This is a genomic window from Streptomyces sp. NPDC031474 (genome assembly GCF_055581185.1).
Genome location: NZ_JBVIJX010000008.1, coordinates 46,181 through 72,925, shown reverse-complemented (window position 1 = coordinate 72,925; position 26,745 = coordinate 46,181). Strand labels below are relative to the sequence as shown.

The following is a 26,745-nucleotide window of genomic DNA, read 5'->3' as shown; positions in this document are numbered from 1 at the left end:
TGAGCTCAGAGTTCGGCGGTGGGGACGGACGGCGGCGTGCGGAACGCCAGCCGCCCGTCCTCGACCTCCACCCGCACCCGGTCGCCCTCCTTGACCCGCCCGTCGAGCAACAGCCGCGAGAGCTCGTTGTCGACCTCGCGCTGGATGGTGCGGCGCAACGGCCGGGCACCGTACTCGGGCTGGTAGCCGCGCTCGGCGAGCCAGTCGACGGCCGCGCCGCCGAACTCGACCGTGATGCCCTGGGCATGCACCAGCCGACGCGTCCTCTCCAGCAACAGGTCCGTGATCTGCCGCAGTTGCTCACTCGTGAGCTGCCGGAAGACGACGATCTCGTCGATCCGGTTGAGGAACTCCGGCCGGAAGTGCTCGCGCAGCGGACGCAGGATCTGCTCGCGCCGCGCCTCCTCGTCGGCGTCCGTGCCGCCCGACCCGAAGCCGATGCCGGCGCCGCGCCGGGTGATCGCCTCCGAGCCCAGGTTGCTGGTCATCACGATCACCGTGTTGGTGAAGTCCACCGTGCGGCCCTGGGCGTCGGTGAGCCGGCCGTCGTCGAGGACCTGCAGCAGGATGTTGAAGACGTCCGGGTGCGCTTTCTCCACCTCGTCGAGCAGAAGCAGTGAGTACGGGTGACGGCGGACGACCTCGGTCAGCTGCCCGGCCTCCTCGTGGCCGACGTAGCCGGGCGGGGCGCCCACCAGACGGCTGACGGTGTGCCGCTCCTGGTACTCGCTCATGTCGAGCCGGACCATGCGCTCCTCGCTGCCGAAGAGCGCCTCGGCGAGCGCGCGGGCCAGTTCCGTCTTGCCGACGCCGGTCGGGCCGAGGAAGAGGAAGCTGCCGATCGGCCGGTCCGGGCTCGCGAGCCCGGCGCGTGAGCGCAGCACCGCGTCCGCGACGACCCGTACGGCCTCCTGCTGGCCGACGACCCGCTCGTGCAGATGTTCCTCCAGGGCGAGCAGTCGGTCCTTCTCCTCCTGGGTGAGGCTGGCGACCGGGATGCCGGTCTGCCGGGACACCACCTCGGCGACGGCCTCCGCGGTGACCTTCAGATCACAGCCCTCGTCAGCCGCGTCCTCGCCGCTGGCGTCCGCGATGCGCTGCTTCAACTCGACGATACGGTCCCGTAGTTGGGTGGCCTGCTCGTACTGTTCGTCCGCGGCCGCCTGGTCCTTGTCGCGGGCGAGCTGCTCGACCTCGCGCTCCATGGCCCGCACGTCCGTGCCCTTTGTGCGGGCGCCGAGGCGCACCCGGGCGCCGGCCTGGTCGATCAGGTCGATCGCCTTGTCGGGCAGCCTGCGGTCGGTGAGATAGCGGTCGGACAGCTCCACGGCCGCGACGAGCGCCTCGTCGGCGTAGCGGACCTGGTGGTGGGCCTCGTAGCGGTCGCGCAGTCCGCGCAGGATCTCCAGCGCGTCCGCGACGGACGGCTCCGGGACGAGGATCGGCTGGAAACGGCGGGCCAGCGCCGCGTCCTTCTCGATCCGCCGGAACTCCTCCAGTGTCGTCGCGCCCACGATGTGCAGTTCGCCGCGGGCCAGGGCCGGCTTGAGGATGTTTCCGGCGTCCATCGACCCGCCCTCGCCGCCTCCGCCCGCGCCGACGACCGTGTGCAGTTCGTCGATGAAGACGATCAGCCGGTCGGAGTGCGCGCGGATCTCGTCGACGATGGTGGTCAGCCGCTCCTCGAAATCGCCGCGGTAACGCGTTCCCGCGACCACGCCCGTCAGGTCCAGGGCCACCACCCGCCGCGCGACGAGGGTGTCCGGTACGTCGCCCTCCACGATCCGCTGGGCCAGCCCCTCCACGATGGCGGTCTTGCCGACTCCCGCGTCGCCGATCAGCACCGGGTTGTTCTTGCCGCGCCGCGAGAGCACCTCGATGGTCTGTTCGATCTCGTCGTCCCGGCCGATCACCGGGTCGATCCGGCCCTCGCGGGCCAGCTCGGTCAGATCACGGCCGTACTTGTCGAGCGTGGGCGTGTCGGTGGACCGCTGCCGGTCCGCGGTGCGGGTCGCCTGGGCGGCGTCCGGGGGCTCGGGCGGCAGACCGGCGGCGGCGAAGCGGGCCGCGTTGAGGATGTGCCCGGCCGCCGAGTCCGGGTTCGAGGCGAGGGCGCTGAGCACGTGCTCCGGGCCGATGTGCCCCGCGCCGCGGGAACGGGCCAGGTCGTGGGCGTCCAGCAGGGCACGTTTGGCGGCCGGGGTCAGGGCCAGCGAGGTGGGCGGCGGCACCTCGCCCGGCGGGTGCTGGACCGGGCCCGACCGCTCGTCGATCTCCGTCGCGAGGGAGTCGGGGTCGGCGCCCGCCCGGCTGAGCAGACTGCGGGTCGGCTCCGCGGAGAGGGCCGCGCGCAGAAGGTGCTCGGTGTCCAGGTCGCGGCTGCCGTGCTCGGCGGCGTACTGGGCCGCGCCGCGCACGAGGTCCCTCGCGGGCCGGCTGAGGAGCTGGCCGATGTTGATCTGGCGGGGGCCGGGGCGGGGCCCGCCGAAGAAGCGGGCCAGGAATTCACCGAAGGGGTCGCCGTAGCCCTCCGGGCTGGTGAAGCCGCTGGTCATGGCGTTCCGTTCGATCGAGGTACCGTTCGGACGCGGGTGCCCTCGCCGTGCGGCGCTACACCTGTGTGGTGGGGCAGGGCCCGTAGACCACCATGGCACGTTCCCCATGGCGTGGCATGTCCTGGGTGCGTGACGGCCCCGCGCCCCCGGTGGACCGCCGACTGCTCTACAGCCTCTCGGTCAGGACTCTGGGGCCCGCCTCCGTGATCGCCACCGTGTGTTCGGCGTGGGCCGCTCTTGAGCCGTCGTTCGTTCGGAGGGTCCAGCCGTCGGGGGCCGCGTGATAGTCGTCCCTGCCGCCGGCGAGCAGCATCGGTTCGATCGCGATGACCATGCCGTGACGCAGCGGGAGGCCGCGGTGCGGGCGCCCCTCGTTGGGGATCGCCGGGTCCTCGTGCATGTGGCGGCCCACGCCGTGGCCGCCGAAGTCGTCCATGATGCCGTAGCCCCCCGCCCGGCACACCGTGCCGATCGCGTGCGCGATGTCGCCGACACGGTTGCCGACGACCGCCGCCTCGATGCCCGCCGCGAGGGCGCGCTCGGCCGTCTCGATCAGCCGGACGTCCGCCGGGCGCGCCCTTCCGACGGTGAAGCTGATCGCGGAGTCGCCGACCCAGCCGTTCAGCTCGGCGCCGAAGTCGACGGAGAGCAGATCGCCGTCGCGCAGCCGGTAGCGGGTGGGGACGCCGTGCACGATCGCGTCGTTCACGGATGCGCAGATCACCCCCGGGAAGGGCGTCGGGGCGAAGGACGGGCGGTAGCCGAGGAACGGTGACGTCGCCCCCGCCTCCCGCAGGGTCGCATGCGCCAGCTCGTCCAGCTCCAGCAGGGAAACGCCCACGTCGGCAGCGTTGCGCACGGCCGTGAGAGCCCGTGCGACGACCTGTCCCGCCTCATACATGGCATCGATCGATGTGTCTGTCTTCAGCTCCACCATGCCAATTACTATACCGGTATTAGAATGACGGCATGGTGCGTACCCCCCTCACTCCGGAAGAGCACGAACGCGGCGAGCGGCTCGGGCGGTTGCTGCGCGAGGCGCGCGGCGGCCGGAGCATGACCGAGATCGCGGCGAGCGCGGGCATCTCCGCCGAGACCCTCCGCAAGATCGAGACCGGCCGCGCGCCCACCCCGGCGTTCTTCACCGTCGCCGCGCTCGCCCGGGTGCTCGGCCTGTCGATGGACGAACTGGCGGGGCTGTGCGCACTCGCCCCGGCATGACCCCCGGCGCCCGTCCTCGGGCATGGGTCAAGATCGCGCAAATGACGTCGTCGCGTCCGCTTCGAAAACTTGCCGTAGCCCCGCTGTAACACGACTGGTGTTTTCTACCAATCGGAGTGTTCCGGCCGGGGCGGGAGTCGAGCGATGGATGTGCATCAACTCCCGGGCGGGGTGCGGGAGTTCGCGAGCCACCTGAGTGCACTGCTGGCACGCCTGGATCAGGCCGTCGGCTGGTGCGCGGTGTTCTGGCAGCGCGATCCCGACGGCATGCAGGCCTGCCTCGACGGACGTGAGGTGCCGCCCTGGGACGTGGTGGAGGCGCTGCTCCAGGACCTCGCCGCCGAGTACGGCACCGAGGTCGCCGTACAGGAGGCGCAGCGGGTACGGCCCCTGCATGCCGCCGCGCTCGCCGCCCACGACGCCCGGCCCGGCGGCCGCGACGCCCTCGGGGACCGGCTCGACGTCATGCTCCGCGAACAGCGCTATGCCGCGGAACGGCTGGCCGACCTGAGCGGCCGGCTCGCCTCCGCGGCCACCCACGACCAGGCCGACGCCATCCGCCTCGACCTCGCCTGGGCCCACGACGATCACGAACGAGCCACCGCCCGCTGCGCCGAACTCCGTTACCGGATGGCCGAGTTGGACCGCCTCCCGGCCTCCGACCCCCGCCCCGCGACCGACGCGTACGCCGCCCGGGCGGAACATCGCCACGCGGAGTCGGCGTCGGGTGCTGCGTCCGACGCGTACGACCCCCGGTCCGGGTTCCGCGCCGCCGGGCCTGCGGCGGGTGCTGTGGTCGATGCATACGATGCCGGGGCCGGGGCCGGGGCCGGGTACCGGGCTGCGGAGCCCGTGGCCGGTGCCGCGGTCGACGTGCGCGACGCTCGGGCCGGGTACGGTGCCGTCGGGCCTGCGGCGGGTGCTGCGGTCGGCGCGTACGACGACGCCGGGGCCGGCTTTCGCGGCGCTGAGGTTGCGGGCGGTCCCGGGGCCGACGGATATGACACGCGGGCCGGGTATCGCGGTGCCGAGTCCGCCGCGGGCGCCACGGTCGACGCATACGATGCCGGGGCTCCGACGGCCCCCGCCGAGGAGACCCCCGCTCCCGCCCCGGCGCCCGTGCCCAAGCAGCGCAAACGGCGTCGTGGCAGCGCCCGATTCGCCGGGCTCGCCGAGGAGGAGGACGCCGGTGTTTCCGTCGTACCGCCCGTCGCCGAGCCGGTGGCGCCCGCGCCTGCCGCGCCCGCGCGCCGCACCCCGCGCGGCGCCCGCTTCGCCGGGGCCGCCGAGAAGGTCGAGCGTCCGTCCGAGCCGCAGCGTGAGCCGCTGGACGCGGCGGCCCGACGGGAGACCGTCGAGGTCGTGGAGCGGCTGGTGCGGCTGCGCGGCGACGGCCGCAGCGGCGAGGCGCACGCCCTGCTCGTCGAGCTCGCCTACTGGCCGGCCGCCCGCATCCCGCTGCTCGCGGCCGAACTGCAGCGCGCCGGACTCACCGCCGACTGGACCACCCTGCTCTGGGAGGCCGCGTCCCTGCCCGCCGACCGGCTCGTCGCGGCGGCCGACGCCCTGGCCGCCGTGGGGCGCACGGCCGACGGCGAGCAGATCCTGCGGCAGGGCGTCGCCCGGCCGGCCGCCGAGATCGGGCAGTCCGTGCTCGGCCTGGTCGCGGAGGGAAGGCGCCGGGAGGCCCGCGCGCTGCTCGACGCCTACGTCCGTGTCCGTACCCCCGAGGAAGCGGCCCGCAGCGTCGCCGCGGATCCGCAGGCGCTCGTCCCGCTCCTGCTGGAGGCGGCCCAGGCCGTCTCGGAGGAGCGCCGCTGGGACCTCGTGCACGCCCTGCGGGTCGCGGGCTTCACCGCCTGACCGGGCCGCACCCGGCCGGCCCGGTTTACATCGAGGTAAAGAAATCCGCTCACGCTTGTTTCTTGCGGGGCATTCAATGCAGTTCACTCGATCGAGTGGGCGGGCATCCTTCCCGGCGGGACCTTCGCCCTCTACGGTCGGCGTACACGCGCGTAGACGCTCTGCCGTCCCGTCGAAGGAGCAGCTCATGGCCAACGTCGTACGTGCCGCTCTGGTCCAGGCCACCTGGACCGGCGACACCGAGTCCATGGTGGCGAAACACGAGGAGCACGCCCGCGAGGCGGCCCGGCAGGGTGCGAAGGTCATCGGGTTCCAGGAGGTGTTCAACGCCCCCTACTTCTGTCAGGTCCAGGAGCCGGAGCACTACCGCTGGGCCGAGCCGGTCCCCGACGGGCCGACCGTGCGTCGTATGCAGGACCTCGCGCGCGAGACGGGCATGGTGGTCGTGGTGCCGGTCTTCGAGGTGGAGCAGTCCGGTTTCTACTACAACACCGCCGCCGTGATCGACGCCGACGGCTCGTACCTCGGCAAGTACCGCAAACACCACATTCCGCAGGTGAAGGGTTTCTGGGAGAAGTACTACTTCAGGCCGGGCAACATCGGCTGGCCCGTCTTCGACACGGCCGTCGGCAAGGTCGGCGTCTATATCTGCTACGACCGTCACTTCCCGGAGGGCTGGCGGCAACTCGGCCTGAAGGGCGCGCAGTTGGTCTACAACCCGTCGGCGACCCACCGCGGCCTGTCCGCCCACCTCTGGCAGCTGGAGCAGCCGGCGGCCGCGGTCGCCAACGAGTACTTCGTCGCCGCGATCAACCGGGTCGGCGTCGAGGAGTACGGCGACAACGACTTCTACGGGACCTCGTACTTCGTCGACCCGCGCGGGCAGTTCGTCGGTGAGGTCGCCAGCGACAAGGACGAGCAACTCCTCGTCCGCGACCTCGACTTCGACCTGGTCGAGCAGGTTCGCCAGCAGTGGGCCTTCTACCGCGACCGCCGTCCCGACGCCTACGAAGGACTGGTGCAGCCGTGAGCGACCTCCACGCCCGCCACCGAAGCGTTCTGCCGGACTGGCTCGCCCTCTACTACGACAACCCGCTGGAGATCACCCACGGCGAGGGCCGCCACGTCTGGGACGCCGACGGAAACAAGTACCTCGACTTCTTCGGCGGCATCCTCACCACGATGACCGCGCACGCGCTGCCCGAGGTGACGAAAGCGGTGAGCGAGCAGGCCGGGCGGATCGTCCATTCGTCCACGCTCTACCTCAACCGGCCCATGGTCGAACTCGCCGAGCGCATCGCCCACGTCAGCGGCATCCCCGACGCCCGGGTCTTCTTCACCACCTCCGGCACCGAGGCCAACGACACGGCGCTGCTGCTCGCCACCACATACCGGCGCAGCAACACCGTCCTGGCCATGCGCAACAGCTACCACGGCCGCTCCTTCAGCGCGGTCGGCATCACCGGCAACCGCGGCTGGTCCCCGACCTCGCTGTCCCCGCTGCAGACGCTGTACGTGCACGGCGGGGTGCGCAGCCGCGGCCCCTTCGCCGACCTCGACGACGCCGAGTTCATCGACGCCTGCGTCGAGGACCTGAAGGACCTGCTCGGGCACACCCGCCCGCCCGCGGCCCTGATCGCCGAGCCGATCCAGGGCGTCGGAGGCTTCACCTCGCCGCCCGACGGCCTGTACGCGGCATTCCGAGACGTGCTGAACGCATCCGGCATCCTGTGGATCGCCGACGAGGTGCAGACAGGCTGGGGACGCACCGGCGAGCACTTCTGGGGCTGGCAGGCGCATGGGCAGAGCGGTCCGCCGGACATCGTCACCTTCGCCAAGGGCATCGGCAACGGCATGTCCATCGGCGGTGTCATCGCCCGCTCCGAGATCATGAACTGCCTGGACGCCAACAGCATCTCCACCTTCGGCGGCACCCAGGTCACCATGGCGGCCGGCCTCGCCAACCTCGGCTACCTGCTGGAACACGACCTCCAGGGCAACGCCCGGCGGGTCGGCGGTCTGCTCATCGAGCGGCTGCGCGCCGCCGCCGCCCAGGACCCCGGAGTACGGGAGGTGCGCGGGCGCGGGCTGATGATCGGCGTCGAACTGACCAGGCCCGGCACCGGCCTGGCCGACCCGGACCGGGCCTCCGCCGTGCTGGAGGCGGCCCGCGCCGACGGGCTGCTGCTGGGCAAGGGCGGCGGCCACAACACCAGCGCCCTGCGCATCGCCCCGCCGCTGTCGCTGACCGTGGCGGAGGCCGAGGAGGGCGCCGCGATCCTCGAAAACGCGCTGAGGACCACGCAGTAGTGCCGGCCTGAGCAAGGGAACACATCGCCATGACCATCACCTTGGAGCCCTGGGGCCCCGTAGAGCCCCTGGAACCCGCCCTGTCGGTCCGTCAGGTCCTCGCCCTGGAGCGGGTGCTGGCCGGCGAACCCGAGGTGGTCGCCGGCGCCGCGCAGCTCGACCGGCCGGTGCGCTGGGTGCACGTCGCCGAGGCGGCGGACGTGGGCGTGATGCTCAGCGGCGGCGAGATGGTCCTCACCACCGGTGTGCTGCTCGCCGGCGACGAGAGCGCGCAGACCGAGTACATCCGGTCCCTGCACCGGGCGGAGGCCGCGGCCGTGGTGCTGGGCCTCGGCCGCGCCTTTCCCACCCCGCCGGACGTGATGCGACGGGCCGCCGAACGGTGCGGGCTGCCCATGATCGTGCTCCATCGGCCCTTCCCCTTCGCCGAGTTGACGGAGGAGGTCCAGTCCCGTCTGGTCCGGCGCAAGTTCGCCGCCGTCAGCCTGTCGGAGGCCGTACGGACCGCGCTCACCGCACTGATCACCGCGGGCGCCCCGCTGCAACTGCTGCTCGACGAGATCGCCCAGCACGCAGCCTGCCCCGTCGTCGTCACCAACCTCGCCCACCGGGTGCTGGCGACGGCGGGGGAGCGCTCCGCGGTCGACGACGTCCTGCGGGACTGGGAGCGCATCGCCCGGCAGGCCGGCGGCAGTGAGGGCGACGGCTGGATCCGCGCCGAACTCGGCGGACGCGGCGAACGGTGGGGGCAGATCATGCTCTGCGGGCACCGCGGCGACACCGCGGGCGGACGGCTCCTCGCCGACCGGGCCGCCGAGGCCCTCGTCCTGCACCGCATGCTCGGCGGAGCCTCCGCCCACACCTGGGAGGAGCAGTCCGCGCAGAGCCTGCTCACCGACCTGATCTCCGGCGTCGTACCGGCCCGGCAGCTGCTGCCCCGGGCCCGGGCGGCCGGACTCCCCGTCAACCGGCGCACCTTCGTCCCGCTCGTCGTACGCGACGGGGACCTGGCTGAACTCGACCGGACACTACGGCTGTTGGGAATGCCGGGCCTCGTCGCCGAGCTCGCGGACGGGGCGACGGCGGTGCTGCTCAGCCTCGCCCGCGACCAGGACGCAGACGCACTCGCCGTGCACTTCGCCGCCCGGCTGCGGACGGAGTCGGGTCAGGCCCGCAGGGTCGTCGCGGCCGCCGACCCGCGCACCGTCTGGGAGGACGTGCCCGCCGGACTGCGCGAGGCCCAGCACGTCGCCGACGCCGTGGCCGACTCCTCGGCCGCCCTCGACCTCCCGGCCGTCGTCCGCCTCAAGGACGTCCATCTGCGGGGCCTGGTCCGGCTGCTGCGGGACGACCCGCATGTGCAGTCCTTCGCGGAGCGGGAGCTGGACGGGCTGCTGTGCGCGGCGGGCGAGGACCTCCTCGCCGTGCTGCGGACCTATCTGGCCACCGGCCGCAACAAGTCCCGCACCGCCCAGCTCCATCATGTCTCCCGACCCGCGCTGTACCGGCGGCTGGAGGCGATAGAGGGCCGGCTGGGCGTGGACCTGGACGACTTCGAACAGGCCGCCTCGGTGCACATCGCGCTTCTCGCGCACGACGCTCAACAGGGCTGACCCGCGGGCGGCGGCAACCGCCCGGAAACATGAAACGACCTGGGAAAACGGCGGTGAAACATGGGGCGACCAAGACGTGACACGCTGGCACGCCGGACGCCCGCAGACGTGACACGGTGCAACTCAAATGGGTCTTCCGGCCTTTCTAGGCTCCTCGCACACCGAGCGACCGGAGGTCCCGATGAGCAGAGTGATCCGTGCCGCGATTTTCCAGACGGCCTGGACCGGCGACAAGGAATCGATGATCCAGGTCCACGAGCAGGCCGTGCGCGACGCGGCCGCCCAGGGTGCTCAGGTCCTGTGTTTTCAGGAGCTGTTCTACGGACCGTACTTCTGCCAGGTCCAGGACCCGCAGTTCTACGAGTACGCCGAGCAGATCCCCGACGGCCCCATCGTCGAGCGTTTCCAGGCGCTCGCCCGGGAACACGGCATCGTCCTGGTGCTGCCGATGTACGAGGAGGAGCAGCCCGGCGTCCTCTACAACACCGCCGCCGTGATCGACGCGGACGGCTCGTACCTCGGCAAGTACCGCAAGCACCACATCCCGCAGGTGAAGGGTTTCTGGGAGAAGTTCTACTTCCGCCCGGGGAACGTGGGCTGGCCGGTCTTCGACACGGCCGTCGGAAAGATCGGCGTCTACATCTGCTACGACCGCCACTTCCCGGAGGGCTGGCGCGCGCTGGGGCTGGCGGGCGCGGAGATCGTCTTCAACCCCTCGGCCACCTCACGGGGCCTGTCCGCCTACCTGTGGCAGCTGGAGCAGCCGGCGGCGGCCGTCGCCAACGAGTACTTCGTCGGCGCGATCAACCGGGTCGGCGTAGAGGAACTCGGCGACAACGACTTCTACGGGACCTCGTACTTCGTGGACCCGGAGGCCCAGTTCGTCGGCGAGGTGGCGAGCGACAAGGAGAGCGAACTCGTCGTCCGCGATCTCGACATGGCCAAGCTGCGCGAGGTGCGCGACCGCTGGCAGTTCTACCGGGACCGCCGTCCCGACGCCTACCCGCCGCTCACCGCTCCGTAGCCGGCCGCGGCAGCCCGCGCACCCGCAGTCGCAGCGGTCGCCGCCGGTCCGGTGCACGGGGGCCCGACCGGCGGCGCCGACCGACCCGCACACCAGTGTTGAGCACGGCAGGAGAGGGAGTATGAGCAGCCGTACCGTCATCCGGGGTGGCCTCGTCATCACCGCATCCGACGAGATCCACGCCGACGTCCTGATCGAGGACGGCCGTATCGCCGCCCTCGCCGCCTCCGGCACCCCGGCCGCCGAGGCCTGGAGCGCCGAGCGCGTCATCGACGCCACCGGGAAGTACGTGATCCCGGGCGGGGTCGACGCCCACACCCACATGGAGCTGCCGTTCGGCGGCACCTTCGCCTCCGACACCTTCGAGACCGGAACCCGGGCGGCCGCCTGGGGCGGTACGACGACCATCGTCGACTTCGCCGTGCAGAGCGTCGGCCACACCCTGCGCGAAGGCCTGGACGCCTGGCACGCCAAGGCGGAGGGCACCTGCGCGATCGACTACGCCTTCCACATGATCGTCTCCGACGTGAACCAGGACACGCTCAAGGAGATGGACCTGCTGGTGGAGGAGGGCGTCACGTCCTTCAAACAGTTCATGGCCTACCCCGGCGTCTTCTACAGCGACGACGGCCAGATCCTGCGCGCCATGCAGCGCTCCGCCGAGAACGGCGGACTGATCATGATGCACGCGGAAAACGGTATCGCCATCGACGTCCTGGTCGAACAGGCGCTGGCGCGCGGCGAGACGGATCCGCGCTACCACGGCGAAGTGCGCAAGGCACTGCTGGAGGCCGAGGCCACCCACCGCGCCATCAAACTCGCGCAGGTCGCGGGCGCGCCGCTGTACGTGGTGCACGTATCGGCGATGGAAGCGGTTGCGGAACTCGCCAGGGCACGCGACGAGGGGCTGAACGTCTTCGGCGAGACCTGCCCGCAGTACCTGTTCCTGTCGACGGACAACCTCGCGGAGCCCGACTTCGAGGGCTCGAAGTACGTGTGCAGCACCCCGCTGCGGCCGAAGGAACACCAGGCCAAGCTGTGGCAGGGCCTGCGGACCAACGACCTCCAGGTGGTGTCGACGGACCACTGCCCCTTCTGCTTCGTGGGCCAGAAGGAGCTCGGCCGGGGCGACTTCTCGAAGATCCCCAACGGGCTGCCGGGCGTCGAGAACCGCATGGACCTGCTCCACCAGGCCGTCGTCGACGGCCACATCAGCCGCCGCCGCTGGATCGAGATCGCCTGCGCCACCCCGGCCCGCATGTTCGGCATGTACCCGAAGAAGGGCACCATCGCCCCGGGCGCCGACGCCGACGTCGTCATCTACGACCCGCACGCCGAGCAGACCGTCTCCGCCGAGACCCACCACATGAACGTCGACTACTCGGCGTACGAGGGCAAGCGCCTCACCGGCCGCGTCGAGACGGTCCTCTCGCGCGGCGAACTCGTCATCGACCAGCGGAAGTTTGCGGGGCGTGTCGGCCACGGCCTGTACACGCCCCGCTCAACTTGCCAGTACCTCCAATGAGGTGTGACGCCGCAGCAACTAGGAGCAGCGCACCGTGACTCCGCTTCCTCGATGAGGAAGCTTCCAATCCGAAGATCGCGGTCCAGCCCGAACCGGCCCTTTACAGGGCGAAAGAACGCTACCAGACCATTGCAAGGAGACCGATGGACTTCGGACTTGTCCTCCAGACCGACCCCCCTGCCTCCCGTGTCGTCAGCCTGATGCAGCGCGCCGAGCGCAGCGGCTTCACCTACGGCTGGACCTTCGACTCCGCGGTGCTCTGGCAGGAACCCTTTGTGATCTACAGTCAGATCCTGGCCAACACCAGCACGTTGACGGTCGGCCCGATGGTGACGAACCCCGGCACCCGCACCTGGGAGGTCACCGCCTCCACCTTCGCCACCCTCAACGACATGTTCGGCAACCGCACGGTCTGCGGCATCGGCCGCGGCGACTCCGCGATGCGCGTCGCCGGCCGCACCCCGAACACCCTCGCCCGGATCAGCGAGGCCATGAAGGTCATCCGGGCGCTCGGCTCGGGCCGGGAGGCCGACCTCGGCGGCACGGTCGTCAGGTTCCCCTGGATCAAGGAGGACGCCCGGCTCCCCGTCTGGATGGCCGCGTACGGACCCAAGGCGCTGAAGATGACCGGCGAGGAGGCCGACGGCTTCATCCTCCAGCTCGCCGACCTGTACCTCACCGAGTACATGGTGAAGGCCGTCAAGGACGCGGCCGTCGCCGCCGGACGCGACCCGTCCGAGGTGAAGATCTGCGTCGCCGCCCCCGCGTACGTCACCGAGGACGACTCGCCCGAGGCGCTCGCCCACGCCCGCGACCAGTGCCGGTGGTTCGGCGGAATGGTCGGCAATCACGTCGCCGACCTGGTGTCCAAGTACGGCGAGCACTCCGCCCAGGTCCCCGAGGAGCTCACCGACTACATCAAGGCACGTCAGGGGTACGACTACTCGCACCACGGGCGCAGCGACAACCCCGACACCGAGTTCGTGCCCGACGAGATCGTCGACCGGTTCTGCCTCATCGGACCCGTCGAGAAGCACATCGAGAAGCTGAACGCCCTGCGCGAGCTGGGCGTCGACCAGTTCGCCGTCTACGACATGCACGACGCGCAGGAGAAGGTCATCGACGCGTACGGCACGACGGTGATCCCGGCCGTCAACGGCTGATCCCTGCCCGGACCACCCCGCTCGACTCCCCAGCCCCCCACTCCAGTTCTCCCCTCCTGCGGCATTCCCCAAGGAGGGGACCGGAGATCCCGCACGGCCTTTCCGGATCCGCCCCTCGTTTGATTGGCCTGCCCATGACCGACACCGCTCCCACAGCCATACCCATGGCCGACCAACTCACCCGTCCCGACGGACGCGTCGAGCTCGCCCCGGGCTCACCGCCGCCCAGCGGCCCCTACGCCAACGAGGACCTGCTTCCGGTTCCCGTGGAGAAGCGCACCTGGACGACGTACAACTTCTCCGCGCTGTGGGTCGGCATGGCCCACAACACGGCGTCGTGGACGCTCGCCTCCGGTCTGATCGCCGTCGGCATGGACTGGAAGCAGGCGGTGTTCACCATCGCGCTGGCCAACCTCATCGTGCTGGTCCCGATGCTGCTCACCGGGCACGCGGGACCGAAGTACGGCATTCCCTTCCCGGTCTTCGCCCGCGCCTCCTTCGGCATCCGCGGCGCCAACCTCCCCGCTGTCGTACGGGCGTTGGTGGCCTGCGGCTGGTTCGGCATCCAGACCTGGATCGGCGGTGAGGCGATCTACTTCCTCGCCGGGAAACTGATCGGCAACGGCTGGAGCGACGCCGGGAAGATCGGCGGCTACGCCTGGACGATGTGGCTGTCGTTCGCGGTGTTCTGGGCGATCCAGGTCGCGATCATCTACCGGGGCATGGAGACGATCCGCCGCTTCGAGAACTGGGCGGCGCCCTTCGTCCTCGTCGGCGCGCTGGTGATGCTGATCTGGATGAGCAACAAGGCGGGCGGCTTCGGCCCGCTGCTGGACCAGCCCTCCAAGCTCGGCTGGGGCGGCGACTTCTGGAAGCTTTTCTGGCCGTCCCTGATGGGCATGATCGGTTTCTGGTCGACGCTGTCGCTGAACATCCCGGACTTCACCCGCTACGGAAAGTCGCAGAAAGCGCAGACGTGGGGCCAGGCCCTCGGCCTTCCCACGACCATGACGCTCTTCGCGCTGCTGTCGGTCATGGTCACCTCCGGTTCGCAGGCCGTCTACGGCGAGACGATCTGGGACCCGGTACAGCTCGCCGCGAAGACGGACAACGTCTTCGGGCTGCTGTTCGCCCTGGTGACCGTGCTGGTGGCGACGCTGTCCGTGAACATCGCGGCCAACCTGGTCTCGCCGGCCTTCGACTTCTCCAACATCGCGCCCAGGAAAATCAGTTTCCGTACCGGCGCCCTCGCCACCTGCGTCCTCGGCGTGCTGATCTTCCCGTGGAAGCTGTACTCCGACCCGCAGGGCTACATCTTCACCTGGCTCGGTCTGGTCGGCGGGCTGCTGGGCACGGTCGCCGGCATCCTCATCGCCGACTACTGGATCCTGCGCCGCGGCAAGCTCGACCTGGCCGACCTGTACCGCACCGGCGGCCGTTACTGGTACGACGCCGGCTGGAACTGGCGGGCCGTGGTGGCCTTCGCGGTCGGCGGCGTCCTCGCGATCGGCGGCGCCAGCTTCAAGCCGCTGTTCGACGGGCGGCCCATCCCGGCCCTGGAATCCCTCGCCGACTACGGCTGGGCGGTCGGGCTCGGCACCTCGATGGTGCTGTACCTGGCGCTGATGCTGACGCGCGGACGGCAGGAGGAACACGGAGTCTGACGGTCTCTGCGGCACGAGAACGGCCGAAGGAGCAGCTCGGCTCCTTCGGCCGCTTCCGCGTTCGAGGTCAGCTCTTGGTGCCGTTCTGCAGGGCGGCCACCGCTTCCTTCGCGGCCTTGATCGCACCCTTGTTGATCTCGTCCGTGCTGGGCGCCTTCTTCGTCTCGAAGTCGCTGCCGTTGTAGTTGACGACCACCAGCGCGTTGGACACCTGGGCGATGACGACGCCCTCCCGGGTCTGCTGCTTGTCCTCCGTCGTGAGGTTCACCACCGAGTAGCCCGCGTTACCGAGCCCCGGGACCGCGCCGCCGCCGCTCTTCTCCCCGAGACGCGCCTTGTACGAACTCTGTGCCGCATCGTCCGAATCCATGATCTCGAACGAGATGTCGAGCCACCGGTAGTCGTATCCCTTGAGCGCGTTCCAGGAACAGGTGCGGCGCAGGTCGGCGTCCGTGGACGGGATCTCCTTGCCCGCCGTCTTGGCGCCGGGAACAAGCGAGGCAACCGTTTTCGCGGCCACGCTGGTGCAGGGGGCGGGCGCCGCGGTGTACGTCTTGGACGCGGCGGTGGAGGAAGGGTCGGACGCCTTCTGGGACTGGGTTTTCTGCGGGTCCTTGCTCGCGGTGTCCTGTGTTTCGGTGAGCGGGCCGGACGTCAGCGCCCAGCCCGCGCAGGCCAGCACGGCCACCGGGGACAGGCGCGCGGTGAGGGCGAGCGGCAGTGGGAGAGAGCGCACGGCGCACTTTCGTGGGGGACGGTGCGGACGACAGTCCGCGATGCGGACGAAGACGCCAGTGTCACACGACTCCCTGTGGGGCGGAAGCGAAAACTCGCTCCGTGGCGGCGCGGTGACGAAGGGGCCCGGCCCGACCGGGACATCACGGCTCTTCACGGGGCATAGCGGCGGCCCGGACACACGGAGGGGAGCACGGGTTGAAGTGATCGAGGCCCGGCACGACGGGCGCGTGCGTACGATCACGAGAGCGGCCGTCGTGAGTTGAGGAGCACTCGTGTTCACCACCCGACCCACCCTCCAGGGCACGTTCGGCATGGTGTCCTCCACGCACTGGCTGGCCTCCCAGTCGGCGATGGCCGTCCTGGAGGACGGCGGCAACGCCTACGACGCCGCCGTCGCCGGCGCCTTCGTCCTGCACGTCGTCGAACCGCACCTCAACGGCCCCGCCGGCGAGGTGCCGATCCTGCTCGCCCCGGCGGGCGGCGAGGTGCGGGTGCTGTGCGGTCAGGGCGTGGCGCCCGCGGGCGCGACAGTCGGGCACTACCGGGGGCTGGGTCTGGACCTCGTCCCCGGCACCGGACCGCTCGCCGCCGCCGTGCCCGGCGCGTTCGACGCCTGGATGCTCCTCCTGCGCGACCACGGCACCAAGTCCCTCGCCGACGTGCTGAAGTACGCCATCGGGTACGCCGAGCACGGCCACGCGCCGGTGGAGAAGGTCGGCGCGACCGTCGAGACCGTACGAGAACTGTTCGAGACGGAGTGGACCTCCTCGGCCGAGGTGTACCTGCCCGGCGGGCAGTCGCCGCGGACCGGCGAGCTGCTGCGCAACCCCGCCCTCGCCGCCACCTGGAAGCGGCTGCTCGCCGAGACCGCCGGGGCCGGTGACCGCCAGGATCGGATCGAGGCCGCGCGGGAGGTGTGGCGGACCGGGTTCATCGCCGAGGCGCTGGTCCGTCAGGCCGCCCGGCCCACCCTGGACACCAGCGGCGAGCGCCACGCCGGCACGCTCACGGCCGCCGACCTGGCCGGCTGGTCCGCGACCTACGAGACGCCGGCGACATACGACTGGAACGGCTGGACGGTGTGCAAGGCCGGGCCCTGGAGCCAGGGTCCGGCCCTCCTCCAGCAGCTCGCCCTGCTCCCGCCCGAGCTGCCCGCCCACGGCGGCGCCGACTACGTCCATCTCCTGATCGAGGGCTGCAAACTCGCCATGGCCGACCGCGAGGCCTGGTACGGCGACGCGGCCGAGGTCCCGCTCGGCGAGCTCCTCGACGCCGGCTACAACGCGGACCGGCGACGGCTGATCGGCGACAAGGCGTCGTACGAGCTGCGGCCCGGCAGCCCCGGCGGGCGCACCCCGCGGCTGAGCGCGCACGCGCACGTGGTCAACGGCGACGACCCCGCCTTCGACCCGATGGGCGCGGGCGAGCCGACGGTCGCCAGGGGACCGGCCTCGCCGGTGCCCGGCGAGCCGGAGGTGACCGGTGACGGACTCACCCGGGGCGACACCTGCCACCTCGACGTCGTCGACCGCTGGGGCAACATGGTCGCCGCCACGCCCAGCGGCGGCTGGCTGCAGTCCAACCCGGTCGTGCCCGAGCTGGGTTTCCCGCTCGGCACCCGGCTGCAGATGACCTGGCTGCAGGAGGGCCTGCCGAACTCGCTGACGCCGGGCCGCCGCCCCCGCACCACCCTCACCCCCTCGATCGCGCTGCGCGACGGGGCGCCGGTGCTGGCGTTCGGCACGCCCGGCGGCGACCAGCAGGACCAGTGGCAGCTGCACTTCTTCCTGGCCGTGGCCCTTCGCGCGCGGGTGCGCGGCTCCCTCGACCTCCAGGGGGCCATCGACGCCCCGAACTGGCACAACGACGCCTTCCCCGGTTCCTTCTACCCGCGCGGCATGCGGCCTGGCAGCGTCACCGTGGAGTCGCGCATGCCGGCCGAGGTGGTGGAGGAGCTGCGGCGGCGCGGCCATGACGTCACCGTCGGCGCCCCTTGGTCCGAGGGCCGGCTGTGCGCGGTGGCCCGCGACCCGCGGACCGGGATCCTGCTCGCGGCCGCGAACCCGCGCGGGATGCAGGGGTACGCGGTGGGCCGCTGACCCGCGCCCCGCTTCTTCATCCCGATTCCACCCGATGTGCACCGGCCGGGCGAGGATTGTCAGTGGGGCGTGCTCTCATGGAGGCATGATCCAAGACACGGAAACCATCGACGAGTTTCTCGCCCGCCACTCGGTCGACGTGGAGGAGGCGGTCCGCAAGGCCGCCGCGACCGAGATCATGCCCCGCTTCCGGCAGCTGGCGGCGCACGAGATCGACGAGAAGAGCGGCCCGCACGACCTGGTGACGGATGCCGACCGTAACGCCGAGCTGCTCCTCACCGAGGCCCTCGGCGCCCTTCTGCCCGGCTCGGTGGTCGTCGGCGAGGAGGCGGTGCACGCCAACCCGGCGACGTATGAGGCGATACAGGGCGACGCGCCGGTCTGGATCGTCGACCCTGTCGACGGGACCCGGCAGTTCGTGCGCGGTGAAGACGGCTTCTGCACCCTGGTCGCCCTCGCCCGGCACGGCGTCCTGCTCGCTTCCTGGACGTACGCTCCGGCCCGCGACCAACTGGCCACGGCCGTCCGCGGCGGCGGCGCCTTCCTGAACGGCGAGCGTCTCTTCGCCGGCCCGCCCGAGGCCGGCCGCGACCTGACGGTGGCCACGTCCCACCCCGACTACACGACCGACGAGCAGAAAAGCGCCCTGCTGGCGCTGTGGACGGACGGGGTCGCACCGCGCGCGTGCGGATCGGCCGGCCTGGAGTATCTCGCCATAGCCCGGGGCGAGTTGGACGCAACAGCCTTCTCCTGGGAGGCGGCCTGGGACCACGCGGCCGGACTGCTGCTGGTCGAGGAGGCGGGCGGCGCCCACCTCACCCTCACCGGTGAGCCGTTCCGCATCACCGGCGGCAACGCTCTGCCGTTCACGGCGGCCAGGGACGCGACGACGGCCCGCCGCGTGTCGGGCCTGCTCTCGGGCACCGCACGACGGACACGGTGAGGCGGACACGCCGAGGCGATCCCTGTGACGGGGGTTCCGTGACGCGGTCTCGGTGACGGGGGGCTTCGGCGGCGCGGTCTCGGTGACGGGGCGGGCGATTACTGTGGCGCGCCCCCGCGATGCGGTGGGCGACCGCCCCCGCGACGTTTCGTGGCTGCTCCCGCGATCCGGACGCTTGCGGTGGCCCCGTGCCGCAGGTGTTGTCGTACCACCGGCATATCCTGAGATCGGGGGCCGCCGGTCTACGGAGGTCACCGGCTGACGAAGGGGTCGAAGTGCCGTCGATGCTCGATGCGGTCGTGGTGGGAGCGGGGCCCAACGGGCTGACCGCGGCGGTGGAGCTGGCCAGGCGTGGCTTCTCCGTGGCGCTGTTCGAGGCGCGGGGCACCGTGGGCGGGGGAGCCCGCACCGAGGAGCTCACCCTGCCGGGCTTCCGCCACGACCCCTGCTCCGCCGCGCACCCCCTCGGCATCAACTCGCCCGCCTTCCGTGCCCTGCCCCTGGAGCGCTACGGCCTCGAATGGTTGCACGCCGAACTGCCCATGGCGCACCCCTTCCTCGACGGCAGCGCCGCGGTGCTGTCGAGGTCGGTGGCCGAGACGGCCGCTTCCTTCGGGCCGCGCGACGCGGGCGCGTACCGCCGTCTGGTCGAGCCCTTCCTGCCCAAGTGGGACACCCTGGCCCGCGATTTCATGTCGCTGCCGCTGACCGCCCTCCCGCGCGACCCGCTCACCCTGGCCCGTTTCGGCCTGGTCGGCCTGCCCCCGTCCACCTGGCTCACCCGCCGCTTCCGCGACGAGCCCGCCAAGGCCCTGTTCGCCGGTCTCGTCGCCCATGTCATGGCCCCGCTGAGCAGCTTCGCCACCGGGGCCATCGGCCTGGTCTTCGCCCTCGCCGCGCACGCCCGCGGCTGGCCGGTGGCCCGCGGCGGCTCCCAGTCCATCTCGGACGCCCTCGCCGCCTACTTCGAGGACCTCGGCGGCAGCATCCACACCGACTACGAGGTCAAGCGCCTCGACGACCTGCCCCCGGCCCGCGCCTACGTCTTCGACACCTCGCCCACCGCCCTCGCCCGCATCGCCGGCTTCGGCAACCACTATCAGGGCTACCGGTACGGCCCGGCCGCCTTCAAGATCGACTACGCGCTCGACGGCCCGGTCCCGTGGACCGCGAAGGAGGCCCGCACCGCCGGCACCGTGCAGATCGGCGCGGACAGTGCGGAGATCGGCGCCGCTCTGCGCGCCCCCTCCCGGGAGGGCCGGGCACCTGACCGGCCCTTCATGATCACGGTGCAGCCCAGCGTCGTCGACCCCACCCGGGCCCCGGCCGGCCGGCACGTCTTCTGGGCCTACGGCCATGTTCCCAACGGCTGGACCGGCGACCTCACCGACGTGATGGAACGCCAACTGGAGCGCTTCGCCCCGGGGTTCCGCGACCGAGTCCTCGCCCGCGCCATCGCGGGCCCGGCCGAACTCGCCGTGCGCAACGCCAACTACGTCGGCGGAGACATCGCCTCCGGCGCGACCTCCGGCCTCCAGTTGCTGCTGCGCCCCAAGCCGTCCCTGTTCCCGTACGGCACCCCGCACCCGGCCGTCTTCATCTGCTCCTCGGCCACCCCGCCCGGCCCTGGCGTGCACGGCATGTCGGGCCACAACGCGGCGAAGGCCGTGTGGCGGAGGCTGCGGCAACAAGGCTGAGCGGTCGGCCCGTCCGCGTTGGTATACACAGGCATGACCACGATCACGCTCGTCCAGGGCGACATCACCCGGCAGTCCGTGGACGCCATCGTCAACGCCGCCAACTCCTCCCTGCTCGGCGGCGGTGGCGTCGACGGCGCCATCCACCGCCGGGGCGGACCCGCGATCCTCGACGACTGCCGCCGCCTGCGCGCCTCGCACTACGGCAAGGGCCTGCCCACCGGGCAGGCCGTCGCCACCACCGCGGGCGAACTGGACGCAGGCTGGGTGATCCACACCGTCGGTCCCGTGCACAGCAAGACCGAGGACCGGTCGGAGCTGCTGGCTTCGTGCTACCGGGAGTCGTTGCGGGTGGCGGACGAGCTGGGCGCCCGCACCGTCGCCTTCCCGGCGGTCTCCGCGGGCATCTACGGCTGGCCGATGGACGACGCGGCGCGGATCGCGGTGGAGACGGTGCGGGCGGCAGCGACGTCGGTCGAGGAGGTCAGGTTCGTCCTCTTCGACGAGCGGGCGTACGAGGCGTTCGCCCGGCAGGTCGGCTGACCGACGATCGTCGTGGCCCGGCCGCCCAGCCCGTGGTCAGTGATGGGCGTGGACGACCGCGTGGCCCTTGCCGCGGCCGATCATCCACTTGTTGACCGGGGTGGTGATCAGGAAGGCGATCACGAAGCCGCCGAGCAGCGCGGACCAGAACAGCCCGTCGGACAGCTGGGCGTCCATCGCGCCCGGGACAAGGGCGACGATCCCGTTGTCGACCAGCTCCATCACGGCGATCGACACGGTGTCGGCGGCCAGTGCCACCCTGATGGCGGACTTGAGGTCCAGGCCGGCCCGGCGCACCGCGAACAGGGTGAAGGAGTAACCGAAGAGGAACGCGAGCGCGATCGCCAGGATCATGGTGGGCACGTTGCCCCACGTGAGGGCGGTGCCGACGACCATGCCGAGGATCTCGCCGATGGCGCATCCGGTGAGGCAGTGCAGGGTCGCCTTGACCGCCGTCCCCCAGGAGGCTCCCGCCTGCGCGCCGTGGCCTGCGTGGCCGTGCCGACCCTCGTGGGCGGCGTGGTCGTGCATGGTGCCGGTGTCATGAGCGCTGTGATCCATGGCCTTCCCCATTCCCGTCCGTCCGGTATGGCTCGTTCCCCGAGCCCGCAGTCGCCAACGATATACCCCCTGGGGGTATTCCGTTGAGGCATTTCCGTCGGGAGGGTTTCTCGCCTGAGCGGTCAGTGCACGTGCGGCCCGCCGCTCATCCGTGGTTTCCCCGGCGGGACGAGCGCCAGTGCGGCCGCAGCACACGCCGCTGCCGCGAGGGCGCAGACCGAGGCGGGCCTCGTGGTGCTGCACCATGCCCCGTGCGGTGGTGGCGGCGGTGACGAATACCGCGCCGAGCCCGAGGCAGGCCACGACCCGGCCGGGCAGCAGATCCGCGTCCACGCTGCCTCCGGAGAAGGCATGGCACGGGCACGGTCCCGAGGGTCACCATCCGGCCCAGTCGTCGGACACCACGGTCCGGGGCGGGAGCGCTGAATCCCGCCCCGGACCGGGGGCCGGGGGCTCAGCTCCCGTAGGCCACGAGCGCCATCATCCCGGCTTCGCCGTGGTAGGCGTTGTGGCAGTGCAGCATCCACTGGCCGGGGTTGTCCGCGTCGAAGACCACGGACACCGTCTTCTTGGGCAGCACGATGGTGGTGTCCTTGCGCGGACCGGTGCTGCCCAGCTGGTAGGTGTGGCCGTGCAGGTGCATCGGGTGCCACATGTCCGTGGTGTTGACGAAGTCGAGCCGGACGCGTTGGCCCTCCTCGACGAGCAGCGGGTTCGCGGTCGGATGGGCCATGTCGTACCGCTTGCCGTTGATGGTCCAGTCGTACTTTTCCATTCCGCCGGTCAGTGCGATGCGGTGGACCCGGTCGGCCTTCTTCGGCTCCAGCCGTACGTCGTCGGCCGCGCGCAGCTGCGAGGCGGTCACGATCCGGCCGTTCAGCTCGGCCGGTCGTACGGTCGACTTCGGGGTGCTCCCCGACCCGGTGCGCATCAGAGCCATACCGCCGGCACCCTTGCCCTCGGCGAGCGCGACGAGCGGGAAGACGCCGTCCTTGAGGGTGACCAGCACGTCGTATCGCTCGCCCATGCCGATCAGCAGAGCGTCTACCTGCTGGTGCTCGACGGGGAAGCCGTCGGTGTGGGTGATGGTCAGCTGATGGCCGCCGAGCGCCACCCGGTAGGCGGTGTCGCCGCCCGCGTTGATGATGCGCAGTCGGACGCGCCTGCCCGGCTTGCCGGTGTAAACGGCGGGGCTGGTCGGCACCCGCCCGTTGACCAGGTGGTACGGGTACTTCACGTCCCCCGCGTCGCCCCCGAGCAGTCGGCTGGTGGCGCCCATGAGCATGAACCTCATCGGCATGCCGTCCCCCGAGGAGGAGGACGAGGAGGACGAGGACGGCGAGGGCGTCGTCTCGTCCATGCCGGAGCCACCCATGTCCATCCCGCCCGTGTCCATTCCGCCCGTGTCCATTCCGCCTGTGTCCGTTCCGCCCATGTCCATGCCGCTCATGTCCATGGCGCCCATGCCACGCCTGAGCTCGGCGAAGGCTTCGTCGGGGGTGCCGGTCACGCCGTCGAGCCAGTCGTCGAGTACGACGACCCACTCGTCGTCGTACGACAGTGGCTCCTTGGGGTCCTCGACGATCAGCGGGGCGTACAGGCCGCGGTCGAGCTGGACACCCACGTGCGGGTGGAAGAAGTAGGTGCCGGGGGCGTCGGCGACGAAGCGGTACGTGAGGCTGGACCCGGGGCGCACCGCGGTCTGGGTGACCGGCGGTACGCCGTCCATGTCGCTGCGCAGCGCGATGCCGTGCCAGTGGACGGACGTCGTGGTGCTGCCGGGAAGTTGGTTGGACAGCTCGGCGGCGAGGGTGTCGCCGGCGGAGATGCGGATCTCCCGGCCGGGTGCCTGGCCGCCGAAGGCCCAGGACTCGGCCATGGTGCCGCCGCCCAGGTCGAGCATGCCGGGAGCAGCGGTCAGACGGAGACGGTGCACCCGGCCCGTAGCGCTCCGCTTCTCCTCCGTGCGGGCGACCTGGGAACCGGAGGGGCTGAGGAGGGAGGGGCTGTCGGAGGCGTCGTTGCTGCACGCGGCGAGCAGGCCGGTACCTGCCGCCCCCAGTCCGGCGAGCAGGACGGAGCGACGGTTGATGCTGTTCACGAGGAAGGTCCTCTTCTCGATGCGCGATGCGCGATGCGCGATGCGCGATAGGCGTTCGGGCGGTCCGGACACGGTTCGCCGGCGTCTCGGGGACGCGGGGAAGCCGTGGGACGGCGGCCTATATGCGCAGGAGGGAGAGGAGAGACAGATCGGGTGGCGCACGATGCACCGAGCGTGCGATGTCCACGCTCGTGAGCTCCGCGGTCCGAACGGGGAAGGCAGCCATCGGCGACTCGGGTGGCGCCGTGAGTTGTACGGCGTTGACGCCGGCGGACATGCAGACCTGCATGTCCATGGAAGGGCAGGCGGCGCCGTCGGAACCGTGTGCCACGGGTGCCACGTGTGCCGCTGGGCCTGTTGCCGGTGGGCCCGTACGCGGCTGGGCGGCAGGAACCGGGACAGGCGCCGCCATGGCGTGCGGGCCGGCCGTCGGCATCGCCGTGACCGGCGCGTCGCAGAGCCCGTGGTGGAGCAGTACGGCAACCACGGCGCACAGCGTGACGAGCAGGCCCCGTACCCAGCGGGCGGCACCGCCCGTCCCGTGCCGGGGCCACTCTCGTACCGTCATCAGGGGATCCGTACTTCCTGCCGTCGCGGTGGCCCACTATACCCCGTACGGGTATGCGTATCTCAGGTCTGCGGGCCGTCGGCCACAGGCTCCTCGACCATGCCGAGGAGCCTGTGCTGCGCCGGGGCGACCTGGCTGGCGGCCGCACTGCTCAGTGCGTGGACCGCGGTCCGTGGTCCGTGGACCGCCGTCCGTGCCGGATCAGCCGTCGATGCGGTGGGTGGTCCAGAACGACGTCAGGTCCGTGGTCGTGGCGGCCTGGGCCGCCGCCTTGAACTCGGCCGTGGTGGAGACGCCGTACCAGTGCGAAGTGGCGTACGTCTTCAGCAGGTTGGCCATGGCGGTGTCGCCGATGAGCCGTCGCAGGTCGTGCAGGGCGCACTTGCCGTAGCCGTAGACGACGGTGGAGTACCGGGAGGAGTGGGCGTCCCAGTAGGCCATCGAGTTGGTGATCTTCTCCGCCGACGAGGCCCACGAGACGCTGCTCCAGCAGCCGCTGCCGGTCTTGCCCTGTGCCAGGTCGGTGGCGTAGTCGGTGAACGACTCGTCCAGCCAGGGGCTGTTGTACTCGTCGTCGCCGACGATGCCGTACCACCACTGGTGGCCGATCTCATGGGTCAGCGCCGTGGTGCTCACCAGGTCCAGGACGAACCCGGGGTACTCCATGCCGCCGAACCAGAAGTCGTTGTCGATGACGGCGTCCAGCTCGCCGTACGGGTAGGCGCCGAAGCGGGCGGCGTGGGCGTCCACGGCGGACTTGGCGGTGGTGAGCATCGACTGGGCGTTGGCCGAGCTGATGCCGGAGACGGAGTAGACGTTGATCGGCGTCCCGGCGGTCGAGGTGCCGGAGATCTTGCTGAACGGGCCCGCCGCCCACGCGAAGTCACGCACCTTGGACGCGGTTGCCGTGGTGATGGTGCGCCCGCTGGAGCCGGCGGCGTCGACCGAGGCGCCGGTGGCCGGTACCAGCAGGGCGGTCGGGTGGTCGAGGGTCACCTTGAAGTCGGCGGCCAGGGAGTAGAAGGACTCGCCGTTGTTCGTGTACGGGTCCAGGTGCCAGCCCGCCCCGTCCTTCACCGCCAGCACGGGAAGCGCGTTGCCGATGAAGCTGAACGACCCGTCGTAGCCGAACCGGTCGGCGCCACTGGGCACGGTGATGCCCAGGTCGAAGCCGATCGTGGCGCTCTTCCCCTGGGTGAGGGGCGTGGCGAGGGTGATCTGGAGGGCCGTGCAGCCGACGGAGAGGGCGCCCGCGGTGCCGCCGGTGACGTTGCTGACCGCGATGGGCATCGACGTGCAGGTGCCGTGGTAGTTGTCCCACAACCGCAGATACACCTCGCTCAGCGCGGTGGCGGAGGCGTTGGTGAAGGTCGCGCTCTCGTGACCGGTCCAGACCGTGCCGGCCGTGTTGCTGGTGAGACTGACGGTGTACGAGGGTGCGGCCGGGGTGCGCGTGGAGTCGGCGGGCGGCGGTGCGGTGTCGCCGGAGGTGTTGAGCGCGATGTCGTCGAGGACGAAACTCGACTGGAGGCTGGAGTCCTCGGTTCCGGTGAAGGCGAGGCTCACGGTCTGGCCCGCGAAGGCCGACACGTCGAACGACTTCTGGACGTAGCCGGTGTTCTTGTCGAGATTCGAGTACGTGGCCAGCGTCGTCGTGCCGATCTTCGCCGTCAGCTTGTCGTACGCGGTGGACGAGGTCGTCTCGGCCGTGTCGATGTGCAGCCAGAAGGTGAGGGTGGCGCCGGCGCACCCGGACGGGATCGTGACGCTCTGCGAGAGCGTGTCGGTGTGCGTGCTGCCGACTCCGTCCAGCCAGGCGAAAGCGGTGCCGCCGTGCGCCGACTGACCGGTGCGGCTGGTGATCACACCGGTCGAGGACTGGGTCCACGCCGAGGCGCCGCTCTCGAAGTCGCCGCCCGCGACCACCTGGGCGGGGGTGCAGGCGGCAGCCGCAGGCCGCGGCGCCTGTGCCGCCCGCGGGGCCTGCTGTGCCTGCTGTGCACGGGGTGCCTGCTGGGTCTGCGGCGCGGCTGCCACGGTCGTGGCGGGGAGCGAGACGGCGGCCAGCGCGGCGAGGACGAGTGCGCTCGCGGAGATGGCCTTGCGGGGGGTGGGTCTCACACATGGCTCCTTTGCGGCGGCCGGGTTTCCGGCCTGCTCGGTGGCTGTCCCCTGACGGCGTGGGTGTGCCGGAGGGGCGGTGCGCGACGGCTGCCGGAAGCCTGACAGATTTGACGCGGCCATGCCATCAGAGATTGGCAAAGCTCCCTCCCCCGACAGACGGCCCGAAAACACCCCCGCCTCCGGCCCACCCCCACGCCCCCTGCCCCGCAGCCCGAACCCTGCCCCGCCTTCGAACTCCGCCCGGCCTTCGAACCCCGTCCGGCTCGGCCCGTTCCGCGCCCGGACCCGCCCCGCCTTCGAACCCCGCCCGGCTCGGCCCGCACCGCGCCCGGACCCGCCCGGCCTTCGAACCCCGCCCGGCTCGGCCCGCACCGCGCCCGGACCCGCCCGGCCTTCGCCCCATGAGCGCCCCGGGCCCACGCCCCGAGACCCC

General features: G+C 71.3%; 20 protein-coding genes. 13 read left to right on the top strand and 7 right to left on the bottom strand.

Annotation, left to right across the window (positions count from 1 at the left end; translation table 11 throughout):
• Positions 1-5 precede the first annotated feature (5 nt).
• Together ACZ5SK_RS17820 and map are read right to left on the bottom strand one after the other, a co-directional pair.
• Entirely contained in the window at positions 6-2,555 is a 2,550-nt protein-coding gene (locus ACZ5SK_RS17820; RefSeq protein WP_468576265.1) for an ATP-dependent Clp protease ATP-binding subunit, read from the bottom strand.
• A gap of 166 nt (positions 2,556-2,721) precedes the next feature.
• On the bottom strand, positions 2,722-3,492 hold the full coding sequence (gene map / locus ACZ5SK_RS17815; RefSeq protein WP_334575851.1) for a type I methionyl aminopeptidase: 771 nt from the start codon (positions 3,490-3,492) through the stop codon (positions 2,722-2,724).
• Positions 3,493-3,524: 32 nt separating this feature from the next.
• Between map and ACZ5SK_RS17810 the strand changes: the two genes are divergently transcribed.
• The 9 genes from ACZ5SK_RS17810 to ACZ5SK_RS17770 all read left to right on the top strand — a co-directional run bounded on the left by ACZ5SK_RS17810 (position 3,525) and on the right by ACZ5SK_RS17770 (position 14,938).
• Positions 3,525-3,776, top strand: coding sequence for a helix-turn-helix domain-containing protein (locus ACZ5SK_RS17810; RefSeq protein WP_334575850.1), 252 nt, complete (start codon positions 3,525-3,527; stop codon positions 3,774-3,776).
• A 144-nt stretch (positions 3,777-3,920) separates the two neighbouring features.
• Positions 3,921-5,639, top strand: coding sequence for a hypothetical protein (locus ACZ5SK_RS17805; RefSeq protein ID WP_468576264.1), 1,719 nt, complete (start codon positions 3,921-3,923; stop codon positions 5,637-5,639).
• 187 nt (positions 5,640-5,826) lie between these two features.
• Entirely contained in the window at positions 5,827-6,669 is an 843-nt protein-coding gene (locus tag ACZ5SK_RS17800) for a nitrilase-related carbon-nitrogen hydrolase (RefSeq protein WP_319674650.1), read from the top strand.
• Positions 6,666-7,949 carry an aspartate aminotransferase family protein gene (locus ACZ5SK_RS17795; protein ID WP_334575846.1) on the top strand — a complete coding sequence of 428 codons (1,284 nt, stop codon included), beginning with the start codon at positions 6,666-6,668 and terminating at the stop codon, positions 7,947-7,949. The genes ACZ5SK_RS17800 and ACZ5SK_RS17795 overlap by 4 nt, the downstream gene beginning before the upstream one ends.
• 29 nt (positions 7,950-7,978) lie before the next feature.
• The gene (locus ACZ5SK_RS17790; RefSeq protein ID WP_334575845.1) at positions 7,979-9,562 is read left to right on the top strand and encodes a PucR family transcriptional regulator; all 1,584 of its coding nucleotides are present in this window, start codon (positions 7,979-7,981) and stop codon (positions 9,560-9,562) included.
• 181 nt (positions 9,563-9,743) lie between these two features.
• Positions 9,744-10,586 carry a nitrilase-related carbon-nitrogen hydrolase gene (locus ACZ5SK_RS17785; protein ID WP_334575844.1) on the top strand — a complete coding sequence of 281 codons (843 nt, stop codon included), beginning with the start codon at positions 9,744-9,746 and terminating at the stop codon, positions 10,584-10,586.
• A gap of 121 nt (positions 10,587-10,707) precedes the next feature.
• The gene (gene hydA / locus ACZ5SK_RS17780; protein ID WP_361707833.1) at positions 10,708-12,111 is read left to right on the top strand and encodes a dihydropyrimidinase; all 1,404 of its coding nucleotides are present in this window, start codon (positions 10,708-10,710) and stop codon (positions 12,109-12,111) included.
• A gap of 143 nt (positions 12,112-12,254) precedes the next feature.
• Positions 12,255-13,274 carry a TIGR03842 family LLM class F420-dependent oxidoreductase gene (locus tag ACZ5SK_RS17775; protein WP_334575842.1) on the top strand — a complete coding sequence of 340 codons (1,020 nt, stop codon included), beginning with the start codon at positions 12,255-12,257 and terminating at the stop codon, positions 13,272-13,274.
• Between the two features lie 134 nt (positions 13,275-13,408).
• Positions 13,409-14,938 carry an NCS1 family nucleobase:cation symporter-1 gene (locus ACZ5SK_RS17770; protein ID WP_334575841.1) on the top strand — a complete coding sequence of 510 codons (1,530 nt, stop codon included), beginning with the start codon at positions 13,409-13,411 and terminating at the stop codon, positions 14,936-14,938.
• Positions 14,939-15,005: 67 nt separating this feature from the next.
• Here ACZ5SK_RS17770 and ACZ5SK_RS17765 read toward each other — a convergent pair whose 3' ends face one another.
• Complete coding sequence (locus ACZ5SK_RS17765) at positions 15,006-15,674, bottom strand: hypothetical protein (protein WP_468576262.1); 669 nt, start codon at positions 15,672-15,674, stop codon at positions 15,006-15,008.
• Positions 15,675-15,948: 274 nt separating this feature from the next.
• Here ACZ5SK_RS17765 and ACZ5SK_RS17760 point away from each other — a divergent pair, with 274 nt between their 5' ends.
• The 4 genes from ACZ5SK_RS17760 (at position 15,949) to ACZ5SK_RS17745 (ending at position 20,958) form a co-directional block, all read left to right on the top strand.
• Positions 15,949-17,775: a gamma-glutamyltransferase family protein gene (locus tag ACZ5SK_RS17760; RefSeq protein ID WP_334575839.1), complete on the top strand. Its 1,827-nt coding sequence runs from the start codon at positions 15,949-15,951 to the stop codon at positions 17,773-17,775.
• Between the two features lie 85 nt (positions 17,776-17,860).
• Positions 17,861-18,718 (top strand): inositol monophosphatase family protein, encoded by an 858-nt coding sequence (locus ACZ5SK_RS17755; protein ID WP_334575837.1) that lies wholly within the window; start codon positions 17,861-17,863, stop codon positions 18,716-18,718.
• A 284-nt stretch (positions 18,719-19,002) separates the two neighbouring features.
• Positions 19,003-20,415 (top strand): phytoene desaturase family protein, encoded by a 1,413-nt coding sequence (locus ACZ5SK_RS17750; protein ID WP_334581110.1) that lies wholly within the window; start codon positions 19,003-19,005, stop codon positions 20,413-20,415.
• Positions 20,416-20,448: 33 nt separating this feature from the next.
• A complete protein-coding gene (locus tag ACZ5SK_RS17745) occupies positions 20,449-20,958 on the top strand; it encodes an O-acetyl-ADP-ribose deacetylase (protein WP_361707822.1) in 510 nt (169 codons plus the stop codon).
• A 36-nt stretch (positions 20,959-20,994) separates the two neighbouring features.
• Here ACZ5SK_RS17745 and ACZ5SK_RS17740 read toward each other — a convergent pair whose 3' ends face one another.
• From ACZ5SK_RS17740 to ACZ5SK_RS17725, 4 genes are all read right to left on the bottom strand, one after another.
• On the bottom strand, positions 20,995-21,519 hold the full coding sequence (locus tag ACZ5SK_RS17740; protein ID WP_361707819.1) for a DUF4396 domain-containing protein: 525 nt from the start codon (positions 21,517-21,519) through the stop codon (positions 20,995-20,997).
• Positions 21,520-21,973: 454 nt separating this feature from the next.
• Positions 21,974-23,620 (bottom strand): multicopper oxidase family protein, encoded by a 1,647-nt coding sequence (locus ACZ5SK_RS17735; protein ID WP_334575833.1) that lies wholly within the window; start codon positions 23,618-23,620, stop codon positions 21,974-21,976.
• Between the two features lie 118 nt (positions 23,621-23,738).
• Positions 23,739-24,188: a DUF6153 family protein gene (locus tag ACZ5SK_RS17730; protein WP_334575832.1), complete on the bottom strand. Its 450-nt coding sequence runs from the start codon at positions 24,186-24,188 to the stop codon at positions 23,739-23,741.
• A 201-nt stretch (positions 24,189-24,389) separates the two neighbouring features.
• Positions 24,390-26,309: a M1 family metallopeptidase gene (locus ACZ5SK_RS17725; protein WP_334575831.1), complete on the bottom strand. Its 1,920-nt coding sequence runs from the start codon at positions 26,307-26,309 to the stop codon at positions 24,390-24,392.
• Positions 26,310-26,745: the final 436 nt, after the last annotated feature.

Excerpts from the sequence above, each read along its gene's own strand:
- ACZ5SK_RS17820 (WP_468576265.1), bottom strand. The coding sequence starts at position 2,555 with ATGACCAGCGGCTTCACCAGCCCGGAGGGCTACGGCGACCCCTTCGGT.
- map (WP_334575851.1), bottom strand. The coding sequence starts at position 3,492 with ATGGTGGAGCTGAAGACAGACACATCGATCGATGCCATGTATGAGGCG.
- ACZ5SK_RS17810 (WP_334575850.1), top strand. The coding sequence starts at position 3,525 with ATGGTGCGTACCCCCCTCACTCCGGAAGAGCACGAACGCGGCGAGCGG.
- ACZ5SK_RS17805 (WP_468576264.1), top strand. The coding sequence starts at position 3,921 with ATGGATGTGCATCAACTCCCGGGCGGGGTGCGGGAGTTCGCGAGCCAC.
- ACZ5SK_RS17800 (WP_319674650.1), top strand. The coding sequence starts at position 5,827 with ATGGCCAACGTCGTACGTGCCGCTCTGGTCCAGGCCACCTGGACCGGC.
- ACZ5SK_RS17790 (WP_334575845.1), top strand. The coding sequence starts at position 7,979 with ATGACCATCACCTTGGAGCCCTGGGGCCCCGTAGAGCCCCTGGAACCC.
- ACZ5SK_RS17785 (WP_334575844.1), top strand. The coding sequence starts at position 9,744 with ATGAGCAGAGTGATCCGTGCCGCGATTTTCCAGACGGCCTGGACCGGC.
- hydA (WP_361707833.1), top strand. The coding sequence starts at position 10,708 with ATGAGCAGCCGTACCGTCATCCGGGGTGGCCTCGTCATCACCGCATCC.
- ACZ5SK_RS17775 (WP_334575842.1), top strand. The coding sequence starts at position 12,255 with ATGGACTTCGGACTTGTCCTCCAGACCGACCCCCCTGCCTCCCGTGTC.
- ACZ5SK_RS17770 (WP_334575841.1), top strand. The coding sequence starts at position 13,409 with ATGACCGACACCGCTCCCACAGCCATACCCATGGCCGACCAACTCACC.
- ACZ5SK_RS17755 (WP_334575837.1), top strand. The coding sequence starts at position 17,861 with ATGATCCAAGACACGGAAACCATCGACGAGTTTCTCGCCCGCCACTCG.
- ACZ5SK_RS17750 (WP_334581110.1), top strand. The coding sequence starts at position 19,003 with ATGCTCGATGCGGTCGTGGTGGGAGCGGGGCCCAACGGGCTGACCGCG.
- ACZ5SK_RS17745 (WP_361707822.1), top strand. The coding sequence starts at position 20,449 with ATGACCACGATCACGCTCGTCCAGGGCGACATCACCCGGCAGTCCGTG.
- ACZ5SK_RS17740 (WP_361707819.1), bottom strand. The coding sequence starts at position 21,519 with ATGGATCACAGCGCTCATGACACCGGCACCATGCACGACCACGCCGCC.
- ACZ5SK_RS17730 (WP_334575832.1), bottom strand. The coding sequence starts at position 24,188 with ATGACGGTACGAGAGTGGCCCCGGCACGGGACGGGCGGTGCCGCCCGC.